The 14,138-nt window shown below is 67.6% G+C and carries 12 protein-coding genes; 6 read left to right on the top strand and 6 right to left on the bottom strand.

Annotated features, from left to right (window positions below; genetic code table 11):
- Positions 1–16 precede the first annotated feature (16 nt).
- Complete coding sequence (locus V3B48_RS06200; RefSeq protein WP_049421564.1) at positions 17–715, bottom strand: glutathione S-transferase family protein; 699 nt, start codon at positions 713–715, stop codon at positions 17–19.
- Positions 716–815: 100 nt separating this feature from the next.
- Between V3B48_RS06200 and V3B48_RS06195 the strand changes: the two genes are divergently transcribed.
- Entirely contained in the window at positions 816–1,775 is a 960-nt protein-coding gene (locus tag V3B48_RS06195) for a LysR substrate-binding domain-containing protein (protein ID WP_329893387.1), read from the top strand.
- On the opposite strand, the gene V3B48_RS06190 is transcribed toward V3B48_RS06195, so the two are convergent.
- Complete coding sequence (locus tag V3B48_RS06190) at positions 1,714–3,093, bottom strand: PLP-dependent aminotransferase family protein (RefSeq protein WP_253143548.1); 1,380 nt, start codon at positions 3,091–3,093, stop codon at positions 1,714–1,716. The genes V3B48_RS06195 and V3B48_RS06190 overlap by 62 nt on opposite strands.
- 133 nt (positions 3,094–3,226) lie before the next feature.
- Here V3B48_RS06190 and V3B48_RS06185 point away from each other — a divergent pair, with 133 nt between their 5' ends.
- From V3B48_RS06185 to V3B48_RS06175, 3 genes are all read left to right on the top strand, one after another.
- Positions 3,227–4,090 carry a DMT family transporter gene (locus V3B48_RS06185; protein WP_253143549.1) on the top strand — a complete coding sequence of 288 codons (864 nt, stop codon included), beginning with the start codon at positions 3,227–3,229 and terminating at the stop codon, positions 4,088–4,090.
- Between the two features lie 158 nt (positions 4,091–4,248).
- Entirely contained in the window at positions 4,249–5,130 is an 882-nt protein-coding gene (locus V3B48_RS06180) for an SDR family NAD(P)-dependent oxidoreductase (protein ID WP_253143550.1), read from the top strand.
- Between the two features lie 38 nt (positions 5,131–5,168).
- Entirely contained in the window at positions 5,169–6,047 is an 879-nt protein-coding gene (locus V3B48_RS06175; RefSeq protein WP_253143551.1) for a LysR family transcriptional regulator, read from the top strand.
- A gap of 13 nt (positions 6,048–6,060) precedes the next feature.
- Here the strand turns inward: V3B48_RS06175 and V3B48_RS06170 are convergent, their stop codons facing one another.
- Positions 6,061–6,960, bottom strand: coding sequence for a LysR substrate-binding domain-containing protein (locus tag V3B48_RS06170; RefSeq protein WP_253143552.1), 900 nt, complete (start codon positions 6,958–6,960; stop codon positions 6,061–6,063).
- A gap of 107 nt (positions 6,961–7,067) precedes the next feature.
- Between V3B48_RS06170 and V3B48_RS06165 the strand changes: the two genes are divergently transcribed.
- Positions 7,068–8,585: an MFS transporter gene (locus V3B48_RS06165; protein ID WP_329893386.1), complete on the top strand. Its 1,518-nt coding sequence runs from the start codon at positions 7,068–7,070 to the stop codon at positions 8,583–8,585.
- Here the strand turns inward: V3B48_RS06165 and V3B48_RS06160 are convergent.
- The 3 genes from V3B48_RS06160 to V3B48_RS06150 all read right to left on the bottom strand — a co-directional run bounded on the left by V3B48_RS06160 (position 8,569) and on the right by V3B48_RS06150 (position 12,805).
- Positions 8,569–10,659 carry a TonB-dependent siderophore receptor gene (locus V3B48_RS06160; protein WP_329893385.1) on the bottom strand — a complete coding sequence of 697 codons (2,091 nt, stop codon included), beginning with the start codon at positions 10,657–10,659 and terminating at the stop codon, positions 8,569–8,571. The two genes, V3B48_RS06165 and V3B48_RS06160, sit on opposite strands and share 17 nt — an antisense overlap.
- A 99-nt stretch (positions 10,660–10,758) precedes the next feature.
- The gene (locus tag V3B48_RS06155) at positions 10,759–12,144 is read right to left on the bottom strand and encodes a HAMP domain-containing sensor histidine kinase (RefSeq protein ID WP_049400664.1); all 1,386 of its coding nucleotides are present in this window, start codon (positions 12,142–12,144) and stop codon (positions 10,759–10,761) included.
- Positions 12,122–12,805 carry a response regulator transcription factor gene (locus V3B48_RS06150; protein ID WP_032127741.1) on the bottom strand — a complete coding sequence of 228 codons (684 nt, stop codon included), beginning with the start codon at positions 12,803–12,805 and terminating at the stop codon, positions 12,122–12,124. Before V3B48_RS06150 ends, V3B48_RS06155 begins: the two co-directional genes overlap by 23 nt.
- A gap of 152 nt (positions 12,806–12,957) precedes the next feature.
- On the opposite strand from V3B48_RS06150, the gene V3B48_RS06145 reads away from it, so the two are divergent.
- On the top strand, positions 12,958–14,136 hold the full coding sequence (locus tag V3B48_RS06145; RefSeq protein ID WP_049400666.1) for an efflux RND transporter periplasmic adaptor subunit: 1,179 nt from the start codon (positions 12,958–12,960) through the stop codon (positions 14,134–14,136).
- Positions 14,137–14,138 lie beyond the last annotated feature (2 nt).

Here is a 14,138-nt window from a genome sequence, read left to right as displayed (position 1 = left end):
ACGGGCAGGACAGGGCTCAGGCCGCTGCGGCCTCAAGCACGTCTTCCAGCCGCACCTCGCCGAGGAATCCACCGCCGCTGGTTGCCGGCTGCTGCGCTTCGATGGCGTGGGCGAACTGCACGCCGGCGTCGTCCTGCAGGCGCTCGAACAGCTGCTGCACCCTTGGGAACTCGCGTCGATCGACCACCTGGTGATAGTCGTTCCAGCGCGCGATGCCTGCGAAGTAGGCGTCGGCAAAGCTGCGCTGTTCGCCCAGCAGCCACGGGCCCGTGCCGATCATCTGCTCCAGCGCCTGGTGGGCGTGGCGCACCTTGGTCGTGCCATAGGCACGCAGCGCCTCGCCTTCATCGCCTTCCGCATGCTCCAGTGCGTGCCAGAGCGGCGCGTAGGCACCGAAGAAACTGGTGTTGAGATAGGCCAGCCGATGGTTGAGGCGATCGAAGCCGGAGGTGCCCTGTGCGAAGCCCAGGCCCTGTGCGATGCCCTTCGCGGCCAGGTGGTTGAGGATGGCCAGGCTCTCGCTGAGCAGCTCGCCCTGTGTGGTTCGCAGGGTCGGGGTTTCGCCCAGTGGATTGAGGCGGCGGTAGTCTTCGCCCTGCACCTGGCCGGGCATCTCGATGCGGCACAGGTGATACGGCTGGCGCAGCCACTCCAGCGCGATGATGGAGCCGAACGAGCAGCCCGAGGGCACGCCGTAGAAGAGTATCGGGGTCATGGCAGGTTTCCGGTTCGAGCCGCGATGCGGCGGGTGAGGAAAGCGTGCCCGCGTGGACATTGCTCCGGAAGCCGTCCGAATGGCATCCTGAAGTCTACATATGTGGACGTTGCGCATGCTCAACCTCAACGATCTGGCCCTGTTCGTGACTGCGGTGGAGCAGGGCGGTTTCGCCGCAGGCGGGCGCCATCTGGGCCTGCCGCGCTCGACCCTGAGCAAGCGCGTGGCGCTGCTGGAAGAACAGCTCCAGGTGCGGCTGCTGCAACGCAGTTCGCGCCGCTTCGCATTGACCGAGGTCGGTCAGGAGTTCTTCGAGCGCGCACGCGCAGCGTTGTCCGAGGTCGAGGCCGCCGAGGCCATCGTCCGCGACCGCCAGGCCGAACCCAGCGGCACCGTACGCATCAGCGCTTCGATTCCGGTGGTGCAGGGCGAGCTCGCCGCGTGCCTGCCTGCACTGGCCCGCCGCTATCCACGGCTGCGCATCGAAGTTGAAGTAAGTGATCGCTTCATCGATCTGGCTCAGGAGGGCATCGACATCGCCCTGCGCAGCCACTTCGGTCCGCTGCCGGATTCCGGGTTGGTGCAGCGCTCGCTGGGTAGCGAGCGCATCGTGCTGGTGGCGTCCCCTGGCTATCTGGCAGCCGCGCCGGCAGTGGATACGCCCGAGCAGCTACGTGCGCATGCCGGCCTGCTGACCGCGCGCCATGCAACGCGCTGGACGCTGCACGGTCCCGACGCTCGCACTGTGCAGGTGGAGCCGCAGGTGGCGCTGGTCGGCAATGAATCGCAGCTGCTGATCGCGGCGGCCGAAGCGGGTCTTGGCATCACCGTGTTGCCACACAGCCTGTGTGCCGCAGCCCTTGCCGCCGGCCGCCTGCAGCAGGTGCTGCCGGCGTGGCATGCCGGCGAAGTGACCACCAGCGTGCTGCTGCCGCATCGTCGCGGCCAGTTGCCTGGCGTGCGCGTGGTGGTAGATGCGCTGGTCGCGCATTACCAGCTCAACGCAGCGCGCGCGCCAGTACCTGCCAGATCCTCGGGTCCTGGCACTGCGAAACGTTGAAACGTACATAGTCGGCCGCGCGCTGCGATTGGCTGAACGCGTTGCCCGGCGCCAGCACGATGCCCTCGCGCAGGCATTGCCGCGCCAGTGCAGCGGCATCGCGGCCATCGGGTAGCTGGCACCACAGGAACAGCCCGGCTTCCGGCTGCAGCCACGGCGTGATGCCCAGCGTCTGCAGCTTGCGCAGCGTGTGCCGGCGCGCATCGGCCAGGCGCGAACGTACCGACTGCATGTGGCGGCGGTAGCCACTGTCGGTCAGCGCGATGTGCATCAACTGCATCGCCAGATGGCCGCCGCCGAAACTGGTGGCCAGCTTCAGATCGGTCAGCGCCTCGATCCACTCAGGGCGAGCGGCCACGTAGCCACAGCGCGAAGCCGCCGACAGCGTCTTGGAGAAACTGCCGACGTGGATCACCCGCGACAGCCCATCGAGCGCGGCCAGCCGCGGCGCTGGCTGCAGTTCGAAGTCGGCGAAGATGTCGTCCTCGACGATGATCAGTTCGCTGCGTTCGGCCAGGCCCAGCAGGCGGTGTGCGGTGCTGGCCGACAATACGGCGCCGGTCGGGTTGTGCAGGCCCGAGTTGGTGATGTACAGCCGCGGCGTATGCGCCTGAACTGCCTGCGCGAACGCCTCCAGGTCCGGGCCGCTGTGCGTGTACGGCACGCCGATGGCCTGCACCTGGTGCGCCTTCAGCAACGCGTGGTAGTTGAAGTAACTGGGGTCATCCACCAGCACGCAGTCGCCGGGCTTGAGCAGGAAACGGCAGAGCAGATCGACCGCGTGCGTACCGGATTCGGTCAGCAGGATCTGCTCCATCGGCGCATCGATGCCCAGCGCCGCGCTGCGTCGTTGCAGCAGCTGGCGTAATGCGGGCAGCCCGAGCGGGCCGGCGTAGTCGACCAGCTGTAGGGCATCGGCACGTGCGAGCCGACGCAGGCCGCGGCGCACGCCATCGTGATACAGCCAATCACTGGGCATCCAGCCGCAGCCAGGCTTGAGGTGGCCCGCCGGCGTTTCCAGCGATTGCCGCGACACCCACAGCGGATCCACCGCGCGGTCCAGCCGCGGCTCCATTTCAGCCAGCGCCAGCGGGGCGGCCGGCCCACTGACGTAGAAGCCGGATCCTGCGCGCGCACTGATCAGGCCTTCGGCGGCCAGGCGCTCGTAGGCCTCGACCACGGTCGAGACCGACACCCCCATCGCCGCCGCCTGCGCACGTACCGAAGGCAGGCGCGAGCCGGGGCCATCCACCCGCGCACCGATGCGGGCGCGGACGGTCTGGATGACCGATTCAATGCGGGTGAGCGAACGTGGCATGGCGGAACCGTAGTGGAAGTGTGGGCAGTACAGTTACTTGCGACTGTACTGGATTGTAGCTGGGGTCGTTCCGCGCTGGATGCTTCCATACAGGTCCAGCCGGGCATCGTCCGGCATCTTCAGGAGTACAGGCGTGGAACGGTCGGCGAGTGGTTGGATCAATGGCTTCATCGGTGTAGTGATCTTCGCGGGCTCCCTGCCGGCCACCCGCTTGGCGGTGCTGCAGCTGGATGCCGGATTCGTCACTGCTGCACGCGCGACCATTGCCGCTGTGCTCGGCCTTGGCCTGCTCCTTCTGCTGCGCCAGCCGTGGCCGCGGCGCAATGACCTGCCAGGCCTGGCGGTGGTCAGTCTGGGGGTGGTGGTCGGCTTTCCGCTGTTGACCGCGCTCGCGCTGCGGCATGCGTCATCGGCACACACCATCGTGTTCCTCGGCCTGCTGCCACTGAGCACTGCGGTGTTCGGCGTGCTGCGCGGCGGCGATCGACCGCGCCCGGCGTTCTGGTTGTTCTCGCTGCTGGGCAGTGCCTGCGTGGTCGGCTATGCGGTGCGCAACGGCATCGAGGCCTCGCTTCAGGCTGACCTGCTGATGCTGGCGGCGATCGTGGTGTGTGGGCTCGGCTATGCCGAAGGTGGTCGACTTGCCCGCCACCTTGGCGGTTGGCAGGTGATCAGCTGGGCGCTGCTGTTGGCGCTGCCAGTGATGTTGCCGTTGGCGGTGCTGATGCGCCCGGCCTCGTTCACCGCGGTCGGTGCGTCGGCGTGGTGGGCGCTGGGCTACGTGGCGGTGTTCAGCATGCTGATCGGCTTCCTGTTCTGGTACCGCGGGCTGGCCCAGGGCGGCATCGCCGCTGTAGGCCAGCTGCAGTTGCTGCAGCCGTTCTTCGGCCTGGCCCTGGCCGCGCTGCTGCTGCACGAATCGGTCAGCCTCAGCATGGTGCTGGTGACCGTGGTCGCGGTGATCTGCGTCGCCGGCGCGCGCCGCTTCAGCCGCTGAGCGAAAAAGGGGACGGAGGGGATTAAGTCGTTTCAGGCACGGTAGGGTGAGTTACGACTTAATCCCCTCCGTCCCCTTTTCAGGTGATAGCGAGAGCGTATCGTGGCCGATGGTCAACGGTATTGGCGGGGGCGGTGAGCTTGGCTGAAGCTGTGCGCATGAAGCCGATTTCGCATATTTCCTTCGAGGGCCAGGTGGGCCTGGTGACCGGTGCCGCGGGTGGGTTGGGCCTGGCCTACAGCCGCCTGCTGGCCGAGCGCGGTGCGCATGTGGTGATGCATGACGTCGGTGCCGGCACCGATGGCCGTGGTACCGATCCGCTTCGCATCCAGCACAGTGCCGAAGCGTTGCAGGCGCGGGGGCTATCGGTGCAGGCCGTCAGTGATCCCATCGACCATCGCACGGGCTGCCACGGGCTGGTGCAGGATCTGCTGCAGCAGCACGGCCGCATCGATTTCCTGATCCACAACGCCGGCTGGGTCGAGTACCAGACGCTGGAAGCGATCGAGGACGATGCGCTGGAGCAGATGCTGTGCCTGGCCGCGAAGACGCCGTTGTGGCTGGCGCAGGCGGCGTGGCCGGCAATGCGCGCGGCGGGCGGTGGGCGCATCGTCATCACCACGTCCGATCGCGCGCTGTATCCGCAGTACGCACAGTGCGGGCTGTCTGCGTACGCGATGGCCAAACTGGCCGCGCTTGGTCTGGTCAATGTGCTGGCACTGGAAGGTGCCGAGCATGGCATCGTGGTCAATGGGGTTTCGCCGGTGGCAAAGACGCGCATGTGGGGCATCGAGGGTGAGCCCGATGAGCTGCATCCGGAAGCTGTTGCGCAAGGTGTGGCCTATCTGGCATCCACGCGCTGCCAGGACGGCGGCTGGGTGCTGCGCGCAAGCAACGGCCAGTTCCACGCACTGCGCATGCAGGAGGCCGAGCATGTGGCATACCCAAGGGATCTGCGCGCGGTCAGTGCCGACAGCATCGAGTCGGTGGCGCTGCAGTGGCCGGCCATCGCCCGCGCCAGCGTCGACGTGCGCGGCTGAGGGCGTACCCTAGGCGGGTTCCCACTGCCTGCTTCGAGATGATCGACCTGCGCCTGCTTCGCCAGTATGTGGCCGTGGCCGAAGAACTGCATTTCCACCGCGCCGCCGCCCGCCTGCACATGTCGCAGCCGCCGCTGACCGCGGCGATACGACGGCTGGAAGACGAGCTCGGAAGTGAACTGATCGTGCGCGGCAACCGCACGCTGGGCCTGACCGTGGCCGGGCAGACCTTGCTGGTGGAGGCGCGGGCAACGCTGCAGCAGGCCGAGCAGGGGTTGCAGCGCACGCGCGAAGCTGCAGCGGGGCAGTCCGGCAGCCTGCGCGTAGGCTATGTCGGCAGTGCGCTGTATGGCCGCCTGCCAGGTTTGATCCGCCGCTTCCGCCAGCAGTACCCGCAGGTGCAGTTGCACCTGCAGGAAGCCACGTCGCGCCAGCAGCAGTTGTGGCTGCGTGAGCAGCGCATCGACGTTGGCGTGTTGATTCCACCGATTCCCGCCGCCGAGCTGGTACTGCACGCCTTCGACCATGACCGCCTGGCGATTGCGCTGCCGCGCGCTCATGCGCTGGCCGACGCGCCGGAGGTCAGTGTGGCGATGCTGGCTGAAGAACCGTTCGTTTCATGGCCGGCGGGCGAGGGCATCGGCTTCCACGCGCAGGTGCTGGGCCTGTGCACTGCGGCGGGATTCACCCCGCGCGTCGTGCAGGAAGCGCAGGGCATGCATGCGGTCCTGTCGCTGGTGGCGGTGGATGCCGGCGTGGCGATCGTCCCGGCCAGCATGGCCAGCTTCCGCCCGCAGGAGATCGTCTATCGCGTGCTGGAGGACGAAGCAGCGCGTTTCGACCTGCCGTTCTGCATGCGGCCGGAACAGCCGTCGCCGGTGCTGCGCAATTTCCTGCAGACGGCGGGCACCAACTGATTCTGTGGACCTGCTACGCCTTGTCGCCTTGGAACAGATGCGCAACGGCATAGTCGATGAACACCCGCAGGCGTGCGCTGGGATGGCGCCCACCGGGCCATAGCAATGAGAACTGCCCCTGGTGCGTGGGCAGTGCAGGCAGTACCCGCTGCAGGCGGCCATCGGCCAGCGCGTCGGCTGCGAGGAAGTCAGGCATCCAGGCCAGGCCCATGCAACCGATCGCAGCGGCCAGCACGGCCTCCATGTTGTTGCAGGTCATCGCCGTGGGAAGGCGCGCTCCAGCATCGCCTTCGATGCCCGGCAGCTGCCACGGGTGCAGCTTTCCGGTGGTGGGGTAACGGAAGCGCAGCGCGCTATGCAGGCGCAGCTCGCTCACATCACCGGGCGTGCCATGCGCCTGCAGATAGCCCGGCGCCGCACAGAGAATGAAACGGAAGCCGCCCAGCCGCCGTGCGGTCAGGCTGGAATCGGCCAGTTCACCGCTGCGTATCACCGCGTCGAGGCCTTCGCTGACCACGTCGACGATGCGGTCGTTGAAGTCCAGTTCCAGCTGCACCTGGGGGTAGCGCTGCTGGAACCCCGGCAGTACCGGCAACAGGAAGCGGTAGCCGATGGTGGGCAGGCCGATGCGCAGCAGTCCACTCGGGGCGTGCTGTCGCTGCGCCAGATCCGCCTGCGCTTCGGAAAGTTCATCCAGTGCCCGCCGGCAGCGCTGCAGCAGCAGTTCGCCTTCGTCGGTGAGGTGCACGCGGCGGGTGGTGCGCTGGAACAGGCGCGTGCCGAGTTCCTGTTCAAGGCGGGCGATGCGCTTGCCCACGGCCGACGCGGAGAGGCCGAGGACGCGAGCGGCGCCGACGATGCTGCCTGCTTCGGCGGTACGGACGAAGGCCAGCAGGGCAGAGATGGAATCCATGCGGGGCATGATTACGGAACATCGGGCCGCAATCAACGTCCATCGAGCCTGTTTTTCTGGAATAGCGGCCTGTCCATCATCAATGCCCCTGATGGATGGAGGCCCACATGGCCCCGGTTTCGATGCTCCCCGTACCTTCCCACACGCAGCAGCGGTGGGCGCTGCTTGCCGTCTGCCTGGCCGCGCTGGCGCTGCCGTTGTCCTTCTCGGCCGGTGCCGTCGCGGTGCCGGCGCTGGCCCGTTCCGCGGCGTCGTCGCCCACCGCGCTGGCCTGGGTGACCAATGCGTTCATGCTCACCTTCGGCAGCCTGTTGCTCGCTGCCGGTGGCCTGGCCGATCGTTATGGTCGGCGGCGGTTGTTCCTGCTGGGTACGGCGGGCTTCAGCATCGCCACTGCCGTCGTCTGCCTTGCGCCCACGCTGCTGTGGCTGGATCTGGCGCGCGGGCTGCAGGGCGTTGCCGCTGCAGCGGCGCTGGCGTCCGGCACCGCTGCGCTGGCGCATGCCTGGCAGGGCCCGGTGCGTGCCCGTGTGTTCGCCCTGCTGGGCACCACATTCGGTGCGGGGCTGGCGCTGGGGCCGCTGCTCGCGGGTCTGCTGTTGCAGGCATTGGGATGGCGCAGTGTGTTCGCCGCGGGCGGTGTACTGACGCTGGCGGCGTTCGCCGTGGGCGCGCGCGCGTTGTCCGAAAGCCATGGCGAACGCGGGCGGCTGGATGTCGGCGGCATGCTGGGCTTCAGCCTGATGCTGGCGGCGTTGACCCTGGCCCTGCTGTGGCTGGGTGAATTCGGCCTGCATGCCATGCGCGTGCAGCTGGCGCTGTTGGCGACGCTGATGCTGGGCGGGGTATTCGTCTGCATCGAACGGCTGCACCGTTCACCGTTGCTGGACCTCTCGCTGTTCTCGCAACCGGCGTTCCTCGGTGTCCAGCTGCTGCCGGTCGCAACCTGCTTCGGCTACGTGGTGCTGCTGGTGGTGCTGCCTCTGCAGCTGCTGGGCGTGCATGCACAGAGCGCGACATTGATCGGGCTGCAGATGCTGGCCTTGTCCGCGCCGATGCTGGTGCTGCCGATGCTGGCCGCGCGCTGGGCGGAGCGCGTTGGAAGTACGCGGCTGTGTACGCTGGGCCTGCTGGTCTGTGCCTCTGGGTTGTACCTGTTGTCGCGCCACGCATCGCATCCGTCGCCGTCGCAGTGGGTGCCGTTGCTGATGCTGATCGGCGCTGGAACGGCCTTGCCGTGGGGCTTGATGGATGGGCTGTCGGTCAGCGTGGTGCCGGTGCAGCGTGCGGGCATGGCCGCCGGCATCTTCGGAACCGTGCGGGTGGCCGGTGAAGGCATCGCATTGGCCGCAGTCACGGCCTTGCTTGCGCTGCTGATCGGCCACCAGCTGCAGGGAGCATCGCCCGCATCGCTGGCGCGCGCCGGTGCCTATCTGGCAACGGGTGCGCATGCACAGGCACAGGCACTGCTTCCGGCGATGAGTGGCGCACAGCTGCAGCAGGCCAGTGCCGAGGCGCTGGCGATACTGCTGCGTGTCCTGGCGCTGCTGACCGCCGCATGCGCGGTGCTGTTGCACCTGCTGCTGCGGCGGCCAGCGTTGGCCGTGATCAGAACCGATAGCTGATGGTGCCGGTCACCACGCGCGGGTAGCCGGCGAAGCAGTCGCCAAAGGTGCGGCACGGCGCGTAGTAGCGCTTGCCGGTGAGGTTGGTGATGTTCAACGCCATCGTCCAGTCAGTCACCTGTACTTCCACCAAGGCGTCTGCCAGCGTGTAGCTGGGCGTGATGATGCGCCCGCCATTGCCCAGCGACACCGTGTTGCCGACATGGCGCACGCCCAGGCCCAGGCGCAGGCGTGCGGCATCGTCCAGTTGGAAGCCCTTCGAAACCCAGGCCGAGGCCAGGTCCTGCGGGGTGTCGTTGAGGCGCTGGCCTACTTCCAATGCGAAGTTGCTGCGGCTGACCTCGGCCTCGTTGCGCGCAACGGCAGCGGTGACCGTCAGGTCGTTGGCGAACTGGAACTGCCCTTCCAGCTCCACGCCCTTGGAGCGGATCTGCCCCGTCTGCACCACGTTCAGCACATTGTCCGGATCGTTGGTCTGCCGGTTGGTTTCGGTGATGCGGTACGCCGCCAGCGTCAGCAGCAGGTTGCGCGCCGGTTGCCACTTGATGCCGGCCTCGGATTGGCGGCCGCGCATCGGCTTGAAGGCGCTGCCGAACAGATCCTGGCCGGACACCGGCAGGAACGATTCGCTGTAGCTCAGGTAGGGCGAAACGCCCGCACCCAGTTCGCCGATCAGCCCGGCGCGGTAGGTGGTGGCATTGTCGGTCTGGCTGGGCTGGCCTTCGGTCTTCGAGCGTGCATGGTCGCGGCGCGCGCCCAGCACCAGCGAGATGCGGTCGGCCCAGCGGATCTGGTCCTGCACATAGACACCCAGCTGGGTGGAGGTCTGGTCCGGCTGACGATCCCAGCCACGCACGATCGGTGCGACCGATACCGGGGTGTAGATGTCGATCGGCGTGCCGGTGGCGTCCAGCCGCTGCAGCTGCTCCTTGTATTGGCTGTAGTCCACGCCGGCCAGCAGCAGATGCTGGAAGGCACCGGTGGCGAAGTCGAACTGCAGCGCATTGTCGGCGCTGAAGATCTGCACGTCGGGGCGGGTGCCATAGGCCGTACGGTTGACCACGCGCCGCTCGGCGTCGATGAAGGGATCTTCCGGATTGCTGTAGCTGTCCACGTACATCTGCTGCAGAGTGGTCCTGCCATCGATGTAACGCACTGCCGAGCGCAGGCTGAGCGTGTCGTTGAAGCTGTGGTCGAACAGCGCGGTCAGGCTGTAGACGCGCGAGTCGATGCGGTCGAAGTCGGGATCGCCGATGAAGGTGGACGGGTCGAGGCGGCGTCCGGGCGGTGCAAGCAGGGTCGCGGCCAGCGGCAGGAACTGCTGGCTGGAGCCTGTCTTGTCATGCTGATAGCTGGCCAGCAGGGTCAAGGTGCTGCGTTCACCGCGCCAGCTGATCGACGGTGCCAGATAGACGCGGTCATCCTTCAATACATCGGTCTGCATGTTCGATTCACGCACCAGCCCGACGAAGCGGCCGGCAAGCGTACCGGCATCGTTCAATGCGCCGCCGATGTCACCCTGCAGCTGCCTGCGGTCGAAACTGCCGAGCTGCACGCCGACCTCGCCGTTGAGGGCGCCGAAGGTCGGGCGCTTGCTCATTGCATTGATGATGCCGCCGGTGGCGCCGGCACCATACAGCACCGAGGACGGGCCGCGCAGCACTTCCACCCGCTCCAGGCCATAGATTTCCGGGCGGGCGAGGGGGCTGAAACCGTAGCTGCGGCGCAGGCCATCCTGGTACTGCACCGGGTCCAGCCCGCGCACCGAGGTCGCATCGTTGCGGGTATCCAGCCCCCACGCATCGGCGGTGACGCCGGCGCTGTAGCGCAGCACTTCCTGCAGGTTGTGCGCGCCGCGATCGGTGAACAGCTGCTGGGTGACCACGCTGATCGCCTGCGGCGTCTCGGTCAGGGCGGTGTCGGTCTTGGTCGCGGTGCTGGCCCGCTCGGCCACCACCGTTACCTTGTCCAGGGTGCGCGGCGCCGGGGTGTCCTGGGCCTGGGCGATGGCCGAGGCCAGCAGGGTGGGCAGGGCGAGCGTGTACAGCAGCGGACGCGACGGCAGAGCGGGCATCGAGAGTGATCCGGGAAGGGCGGTGACGGCGGATTATCCGGATGCCCGCCTTCAAATACAAATGATTCCCAAGTGCGATTGAGGTGCACTGGCCCGGCGTCAGGGCAGGCCGTCCGTCGCGCCGCGGATGCTCATCCAGGCGCCACCACCGGGGGCGCTGCCGGCGCGGACACGGAAGCCGTGCAGGCCGGCAATGGCGGCCACGATCGACAGGCCCAAGCCGAATCCAGGCCCCTGGCCGGCGCTGCTGCTGCCACGGAAGAAGCGCTGGTAGATCAGCGTGCGGTCCTGTGGCGGAATGCCCGGCCCGTTGTCGATCACATCGATCCTCGGGGCGCCGTGATCATCGACCGCACGCAGCAGGATGCGGCCGTGTGCAGGGGTGAACTGCAGGGCATTGGACAACAGGTTGGCCAGCGCTTCGAACAGCAGCTCGCGGTCGCCACGCAGCGGGCCCACCTTCGGGTCCACCTGCAGCTCCAGCAACTGCTGCTTCTCTTCGGCCAGCGGCAGGTAGAACTGGTGCAGTTCCTGCAGCAGCTCGGTGACGTCGACCGCGTCGAAGGCCGAACGTCGCTGGTGGCTCTCCAGTTCCGACACCCGCAGCAGCGCGGCGAAGCGCGCCATCAGCATGTCAGTCTCGGCCAGCGCCTTGTCCAGTGGATCGGCATGCGGGTCCCGTTCGTCCAGGCCCACGCGCATGCGGTACAGATGCGCGCGCAGGCGGGTCAGCGGGGTGCGCAGATCGTGGGCGATGCTGTCGCACACGCCTTTGACCTCGGTCATCAGCTGTTCGATGCGTTCCAGCATGGCATTGACGATGCTCGACAGCCGATCGATCTCGTCGCGACGGCTGGAGACCGGCAGGCGCTGGCCGAGGTCGCCGGCAACAATGCGGTTGGTGGCCGCTTCGATCTGCTGGATCCGTTTCAACGGGCGCCGGCGCAGCAGATGCCAGCCCACCAGGCCGGGAATGACGGTCAGCGACACGCCCCACAGCAGTGCATCAAGGATGATGCTGTTGACCGCCATGAGCTTGCCATTCTGGCGCACGAATACCAGCGTGCGGCCATCGCGGGTCACCACGCCGAGCGCACTGCCGCCGTTGTCGTGGCGGCCATCGGCCAGCGTCCAACCGTCCACCGCATGCGAGTTGCCATCCAGCGGCAGTCCCTCGGGGATCGCTGTCAGCGGGCCCGCCATCGGCATGCCGGCTTTGTCGAACAACCCATAGGTATAGACCTGGTGCAGATCGAAGCGCTGGCTGTCGCGCAATGCTTCATCCAGTGCCGGGCCGTCGAAGCTCATGAAAAGGTGCGCGCGCTGCTGCAGGCCCGATTCGGTCAGGTCACTCAGGTAATCCGAGATGCGCCAGTACATCACGCCCAGCAGCAGGCTCGACCACGCCACGAACAGGATGCAGTACAGGCCCAGCAGTCTGCTGCTGGAAGAGCGCCAGTGGTCAGGATTGCGCGTCGAAGACATAGCCGGTTCCCCGTACGGTCATGATCGGCTGCGGTCGGCCGGGTTGTTCGATGCGCTTGCGCACGCGGCCGATATGCACGTCGATCAGGTTGGTACCCGGATCGAAGTGGTAGCCCCAGACTTCCTGGAACAGCATGCTGCGGGTGACCACCTGGCCGGCGTTGCGGACCAGGAATTCGAGCAGCTTGAACTCGGTCGGCAGCAGCGCGATTTCATGCCCGCCGCGTCGCGCCGAACGGGTCATCAGGTCCAGTTCCAGGTCACCGGCGCGCAGCACGTTGTCGATGGCAGCGGCCTGGCCCTGGCGCCGGATCAGCACTTCCACGCGTGCAGCCATTTCGTCGGAAGCGAAGGGCTTGGTCAGGTAGTCGTCGCCACCGGCGCGCAGGCCACGCACGCGTTCATCCACGTCCGACAGTGCGCTGATCATCAGCACCGGCGTGGTGATGCCTTCGCGGCGCAAGGTAGTGACCAGGGCCAGCCCGTCGATGCCGGGCAGCATGCGGTCCAGGGTGATTACCGCGTAGTCGCCTGCACGTGCCAGCGCCAGGCCGTTGCTGCCGTCGCTGGCCAGGTCCACGTCGAAGCCGTGGCTGCGCAGTTCGGTGGCGATTTCCTCTGCGGTGACAAGATCGTCCTCGATGGTGAGTACGCGCGGCATGGGCCAGTGTGCAGAGTGGGACAGGGGCATCCTCGCAATCGTGGGCAGCGACTGCAAATGAAAAATGTTTCATGCGCCATTTAGCAGGATCGTGCCGCCACGTCTTCTATATTCGGCGCCGAACGCTCCCCCACGCGTGGAACCTGCAGCCGATGATCCTTCCGAACCCCTCCCGTCCGTACCGTGCCTGGCGGCTGCCGCGAACCGCGGGCCTGCCGCTGCTGGCGCTCGCCCTGGCCGGCCTGCTCAGCGCCTGCGGCAAGGACGCGCCCAAGCCCGGCGCGACGACGCCTGAGGTGACGGTGCTGACCCTGCGCAGCCAGCCGCTGGCACTGCAGCAGGAACTGCCTGGGCGCAGCGTTGCCTCGCAGGAATCGGACGTGCGCCCGCAGGTCGATGGCGTGCTGGTGAAGCGGTTGTTCGAGCAGGGCCAGTGGGTGAAGGCCGGGCAGCCGTTGTTCCAGATCGAACCGGCGCTGTACCAGGCGGCGCTGAACGAGGCGCAGGCCAACCTGAAAACGGCCGAGGCCGCTGCGGTGACCGCGCGCCTGCGGGCGCAGCGCATGCAGGCGTTGGGCAAGGACCAGCTGGCCGCGCGCCAGGACGTGGACGATGCGATCGCCAGCGACCAGCAGGCTGCCGCCGCGGCGCAGGCCGCACAGGCCGCGCGTGACACGGCCAGCACACGGCTGGGGTTCGCCACGGTGACCTCGCCGATTGCCGGGCGCATCGGCCGCGCGCTGTTCACGCCGGGGGCGCTGGTCACCTCGGGCCAGGCCGATCCACTGGCACGGGTGCAGCAGATGGACCCGATGAACGTGGACATCACCCAGTCCAGCAATGAGTACCTGGCACTGCGCCGCGCCATCGCCGACGGTGGCGTGCAGGCCGACACAGCACCGGTGCGGCTGCGCCTGTCCGATGGCACCGACTACCCGCTGCCCGGCACGCTGGAATTTGCCGACGTGGACGTGCAGCAGGAAACCGGCAGCATCACCCTGCGGGCGCGTTTCCCCAACCCGGATGGGCAGCTGCTGCCGGGCATGTACGTGCGCGCATTGGTGGGGCAGGGGACCCGCCAGCAGGCGCTGCTGGTGCCACAGGCGGCGGTCGATCGCAGCCCCAAGGGCGAGGCGCAGGCGTGGCTGGTGGACAAGGACGGCAAGGCGCGGCTACGCCTGTTCCGCACCGCGCGTGCGGTGGGCGATCAGTGGCTGGTGCTCGATGGCTTGGCCGCCGGTGAGCAGGTGGTGGTGGCCGGCGCGCAGGGCCTGGCCGATGGCATGACGGTACGGGTGAAGCCTGCACCGGCACCGGCCGGGAAGGACTGAGC

This window comes from Stenotrophomonas sp. SMYL20, assembly GCF_036320045.1.
In the GTDB taxonomy this organism is placed as follows: Bacteria; Pseudomonadota; Gammaproteobacteria; order Xanthomonadales; family Xanthomonadaceae; genus Stenotrophomonas; species Stenotrophomonas maltophilia_A.
This window is presented reverse-complemented; position numbering and strand designations above follow the sequence as displayed.

Coding starts and splice junctions, on each gene's coding strand:
- V3B48_RS06165 (WP_329893386.1), top strand. CDS start 7,068: ATGGCCCCGGTTTCGATGCTCCCCGTACCTTCCCACACGCAGCAGCGG.
- V3B48_RS06145 (WP_049400666.1), top strand. CDS start 12,958: ATGATCCTTCCGAACCCCTCCCGTCCGTACCGTGCCTGGCGGCTGCCG.
- V3B48_RS06175 (WP_253143551.1), top strand. CDS start 5,169: ATGATCGACCTGCGCCTGCTTCGCCAGTATGTGGCCGTGGCCGAAGAA.
- V3B48_RS06155 (WP_049400664.1), bottom strand. CDS start 12,144: ATGTCTTCGACGCGCAATCCTGACCACTGGCGCTCTTCCAGCAGCAGA.
- V3B48_RS06200 (WP_049421564.1), bottom strand. CDS start 715: ATGACCCCGATACTCTTCTACGGCGTGCCCTCGGGCTGCTCGTTCGGC.
- V3B48_RS06160 (WP_329893385.1), bottom strand. CDS start 10,659: ATGCCCGCTCTGCCGTCGCGTCCGCTGCTGTACACGCTCGCCCTGCCC.
- V3B48_RS06190 (WP_253143548.1), bottom strand. CDS start 3,093: ATGCCACGTTCGCTCACCCGCATTGAATCGGTCATCCAGACCGTCCGC.
- V3B48_RS06195 (WP_329893387.1), top strand. CDS start 816: ATGTGGACGTTGCGCATGCTCAACCTCAACGATCTGGCCCTGTTCGTG.
- V3B48_RS06170 (WP_253143552.1), bottom strand. CDS start 6,960: ATGGATTCCATCTCTGCCCTGCTGGCCTTCGTCCGTACCGCCGAAGCA.
- V3B48_RS06180 (WP_253143550.1), top strand. CDS start 4,249: ATGAAGCCGATTTCGCATATTTCCTTCGAGGGCCAGGTGGGCCTGGTG.
- V3B48_RS06150 (WP_032127741.1), bottom strand. CDS start 12,805: ATGCCGCGCGTACTCACCATCGAGGACGATCTTGTCACCGCAGAGGAA.